The organism is Vibrio sp. 03_296 (genome assembly GCF_002265885.1).
The window spans coordinates 1-4369 of record NZ_NPKW01000043.1 but is presented as its reverse complement, the minus strand read 5'-3'; the positions used below and the strand labels follow the sequence as shown (position 1 = coordinate 4369).

At 41.7% G+C, this 4369-nt stretch carries 6 protein-coding genes; 5 read left to right on the top strand and 1 reads right to left on the bottom strand.

Going from position 1 to position 4369, the window contains the following annotated elements; translation table 11 throughout:
* The first annotated feature begins 1054 nt into the window (after positions 1-1054).
* The 5 genes from CIK04_RS03405 (at position 1055) to CIK04_RS03385 (ending at position 3132) form a co-directional block, all read left to right on the top strand.
* Positions 1055-1405, top strand: a complete 351-nt coding sequence (locus CIK04_RS03405; RefSeq protein WP_017420684.1) for a hypothetical protein — start codon at positions 1055-1057, stop codon at positions 1403-1405.
* A 16-nt stretch (positions 1406-1421) separates the two neighbouring features.
* Entirely contained in the window at positions 1422-1559 is a 138-nt protein-coding gene (locus CIK04_RS03400; RefSeq protein WP_097353696.1) for a DUF3265 domain-containing protein, read from the top strand.
* A 17-nt stretch (positions 1560-1576) separates the two neighbouring features.
* Entirely contained in the window at positions 1577-2083 is a 507-nt protein-coding gene (locus tag CIK04_RS03395; RefSeq protein WP_097353695.1) for a DUF2199 domain-containing protein, read from the top strand.
* Positions 2084-2519: 436 nt separating this feature from the next.
* Positions 2520-2708, top strand: coding sequence for a DUF3265 domain-containing protein (locus tag CIK04_RS03390; protein ID WP_097353727.1), 189 nt, complete (start codon positions 2520-2522; stop codon positions 2706-2708).
* Position 2709: 1 nt separating this feature from the next.
* A complete protein-coding gene (locus CIK04_RS03385; protein ID WP_097353726.1) occupies positions 2710-3132 on the top strand; it encodes a VOC family protein in 423 nt (140 codons plus the stop codon).
* Positions 3133-3283: 151 nt separating this feature from the next.
* On the opposite strand, the gene CIK04_RS03375 is transcribed toward CIK04_RS03385, so the two are convergent.
* A complete protein-coding gene (locus CIK04_RS03375; RefSeq protein WP_097353725.1) occupies positions 3284-4009 on the bottom strand; it encodes a DUF559 domain-containing protein in 726 nt (241 codons plus the stop codon).
* Between the last annotated feature and the right edge of the window lie 360 nt (positions 4010-4369).

Here is a 4369-nt window from a genome sequence, read left to right as displayed (position 1 = left end):
TCCACACCGACATTAATATTTTGAAGTGTGTTTGTATTCATAATAAGCTAACTCTTGCTTGCGTAATGCGGGTTCGAGACCCAGTCGAGTATTCGAGTTTGGTGCTTGGAGTTCTATGTCGCGTTCATGTTTGTTATCGGTCTCTCGATAGAGGAGCCAGCGTTCAATCGAACTACAACATAGAAAGCTTTAGTTGCGGCTAAAGCCTGGGTCTCACATTACCCGAAACAGGTCGATTAATGGGGATAATTTCCCATACAAGCATTTAAGAGTGATTCGCAACGCTTGGCAGTTTCGCTTCGCTCAAGTATAGCCAAGCGCTGCTCACACCTTAATGCGGCGTTAGTCGCCAGAAAAAGCTAGCAGTCAAAATCACGTTTCTAAGCTTAAAATTTGGCTGATGATCGTTTGATACGCAGGTGCGTCGGCGATGCTCAAAACTCAGTTTCAACTGTTTCAGTCCAAAGTTTTGTAACTGTCCTAGCGGTTGTTTTGTTCTTTGGTGCTGACAGAGCAGGGCAATCGAGAGTCTGTTTTCGGTTGCAACTCCGCTCGGTGAGCTTGTTGGGTATAAAAGCCGATTTACTCGCTGAAATGACGTTTTCTCTGGTGTTGTAAGTTCCACGTGGTTTCAGTGGCTTTGTTGAAAGTCCGCACTGTGAGATTGGCTTTCCAAAAGCGCTTTTTGGTGTTGTCAGTCCGTTTTCTACGGCGTTGTTTGTTCCAAGTGGTTTCATTGAGTAGCCGCTTTGAGACTACGCCTGACTTAAATGCATCAAAGCACATAAAGTTTGTTGTTCGCAAAGTTTAGTTCGGCTTAAAATTGTCGCTCGGTGCCTCGCGACTAACAAACTGCTCAAGAGGGATTCGCAACGCGTGGCATTCTTACTATGCGTTGATTTTAGTGATTAAGGTGCTTTGCGGTGGTTTTTGTATTGCGTTGCTCACCCCTTAGCAGGGCGTTATACCAATTTATCGTAATAAGCTCCAACTCAAAACACTATCGAGTGAAGCTTGGTTTCTATATACTTCCTTATTTCAAAGGAAAACCAATATGGAAATGATCATCGTTTCATCAGAACAGCAGAAACGTCTAATCATGATCTTTACTCGTACAGCATCGCAAATGTCAGATAAAGCACTTCTAAGTGATCTAAGCTCATATTCGGTGAACTCCAGCGTTTATCCTGCTTTCAAAGCCGCCTCAGATCTACGAGTAGATCGTATAAAATTACCATTTGGTGATGATAGAAGAGGCTCTTTAGAGGGTGGAGATTTCCTTTATCGTTATCTGTCTCGAGGGTATATCTGCCTTGGTGATTTCACGGGGCAACCTAAGCCAGATTTATCACAATGGGGTGTTCGCTCAGTTCGTAAGTTACCAAAAGTTGGTTTTGGCTTATAAGTTAAGTTGCTTATGACTGGCCAAAAATTGGTATAACAAGGCGTTTAAGAGGGATTCATGCCGCGTGGCATTTTTGGTATGCGGTGCTTTTGGTGGTGAAAGTGGTCTGCGGAAACTTGGTTTAGGCGGCACTCACCCCTTAACGCGGCGTTAGCCGTCAAGGAGTAATAATTGAGTAGTATATTCGCGTTTAAGTGTTCTTCCTGTGAGGAGATTCATGAGGGCTCGCCCAGTTTTGGATTCAAAGCGCCTGATCCTTACCTCGAGCAGCCAGAAGAAGTACAAAATGAAGGTAAGCTAGGCTCAGACTTGTGCTACTACAAAGATGAAGATGGTTACCATTACTTTATCAGAGTAATCTTGGAAATACCGATTATTGGAGTAGAAGAGCCTTTTATGTGGGGTGTTTGGGTGTCTCTCAGTGAGTCTAGCTATAACCATTACGTAGAAACGTATGAACAACCAGATATCAACCGAACCTACTTTGGGTGGTTGTGCAATTATTTACCTTACTATGAAACTACGTATGCTTTGGCCACTGATGTACATCCTCGACCGGATGGTGCTCGTCCCTTTATCGCACTTCATGAAACTGACCATGAGTTACATGAAGATTTTGTGAAAGGTATTGAAATAAGCAAAGCTCAGAAAATCGCAGAACTTTGCATGCACGGCTAACAATCAATTTAAGAGTGATTCCCCACGCTCGGCATTTTTGGTTTGGGTTTAGTTAAGTGTTTACGGTGTCTAAATTGAGTGTAGTGGTAGCGTGGCTCACACCTTAATTGGGCGTTATGTTTAGTCACGTAAAATCAGTTGGTTGCATCTTTTCTTTGCTTTCTCAGCTTTCTAATTTTGGTCTTGTCGGCAAGTTAACTTCAGTGTTCGCTGTTTTCTGGACTCCAATTCGTGGGCGCGAAAAATTCAGAGAATTGCCTCATTGAAATTCAGTGCGCTTGTAAGTCGAATGAAGCTGCCTTAGTTTTAAGTTTGAGCTCAAGTTTTCTGTTTCTCACGCTAAAACTCAAAGTTATTACAACTAAATTTATGAGTTAATTCAGCTTTTTAGCGTCTGGTTTTGGTTTGCAAAGGTAAGTCGAGTTAAGCTCTTGGTATCGCAAACTCAACCCTTTGTGTCTTAAACATAACAAGGCGTTTAAGAGGGATTCATGCCGCGTGGCATTTTGGGTATGCGGTGAATTTTGGTGGTGAAAGTGGTCTGCGGAAGCTTGGTTTAGGCGGCACTCACCCCTTAACGCAGCGTTATAACGCAGTAGAGTTCATCACACATATTAAGGAATGATATGGAAGAATATTGGAATCCAATGGTGCCTGAATTGTCGGTGTCAGACTTCGCTAAATCACTGAATTTCTACTGTGAAATGTTAGGGTTCAAGGTCAGAAGTCAAAGGGAATCACCAGATTTTGTCTATCTTGAACTTGAGCAAGTGCAAATCATGCTAGAGCAAATTCACGACAATGCTTGGGTTACTGGCTCTTTAGAAACTCCGCTTGGTCGTGGTGTGAATTTCCAAATTGAATTGTCAGATATTGCGCCAGTTTACGAGCGCTTGGAATCAGCAGGTGTGTCATTATTCAAAGAGCAAAAAGACACATGGTATGACGTTGGCGATAGTTTATCAGGTCAGCGTGAATTTTTAGTACAAGACCCAGATGGCTACCTTTTAAGGTTTTCACAGTATCTTGGTGAAAAATCAAAGTCATAAAACAGCGTTATAACAAACAATTTAAGAGGGATTCCCAACGCTTGGCATTTTTGCTTCTACTTCAATTTTAGTGGTTACGGTACAATGCTTTAGGTTGGGTGGTAGCGTTGCTCACCCCTTAATTGGGCGTTATAACACAGCCCCCGACATATTAAGGGATCGATAAAACTGCGAATAGCCTATTTCGAAAGTGCTCTTTTATATTTTCTATATGTGCCATCAGCTGTTCATGTGATTTTTCGTCCTGTTGAGCCCTATTTAGATCGTGAGTATTCACACTCTGAACACGGAAAACCGTAGCACCTTGACTCTGTACAAAAGAATCTCTCAACTTATCAGCGCGTACATTGTCTGAATTTAGGTGAAGTGGTCCATCAAACTCGACAACTACTTTAGCTGCTGAATGTTCTATTCCTCCTTTAACTACGATTAATTCCAAAGACAAGTCGAGTTCAAACGCCCCTCTTGAGTTCAAGCCTAAAGAGGTCTTTGGTACTTTTAACTCTGGCGTAATTCGGAAAAAATGTGAAATATTATTAAAATTCTCTAGATCTTCTGAAAATAAGCCATATTTTTCCCAAGTCTCTAAAGAAAAATCTGGATAGTTATTCATTGTTAGCGAAGCAACTTTAAAGGATGGGTACGTACTAAGTTTCGAAATTAGTTCTACAGTACCCCTTAAAGCCGGCGCACTTACTTTCGGGTTTTTGGAAAGACATAGAATTAATAGGCTAGTGGTATGACCTAACTTGAATGATAACTCGTCATAAGGTATCGGTTTTGAAGTGTTACAATCAACTCCCATGCTGTTGGCTGTTAGCTCAACGGTTTCTCGCGAAACCTGAGGTTTCGAAATGTTACAAGTTAAATTAAACATCGTTCTAATCCATGTAAAACTGTTATTCACCTATGTTATCAGAAATAAAGTGCCTATGGTGGAATTGTGTTATAACAAACTGTTTAAGAGGGATTCGCAACGCGTGGCATTTTTACTATGCGTTGGTTTTAGTGTTTAAGGCGGTATGCGGCGGCTTCGGTATTGCGTTGCTCACCCCTTAACAGGGCGTTATGCTTAATCACGTAAAATCAGTGGTTTATGGTTTTTCTTTGTTCCCTTTGCTTTTCAGTTTGGCGTTTTTCGGCAAGTCGGCTTTTTTGAGCGCTGTTTTTCGGACACTTATTCTTTGGATGCTGAAAACTCTGAGTATTGCCTCAATCAATTGTTGGGTAAGCGCGA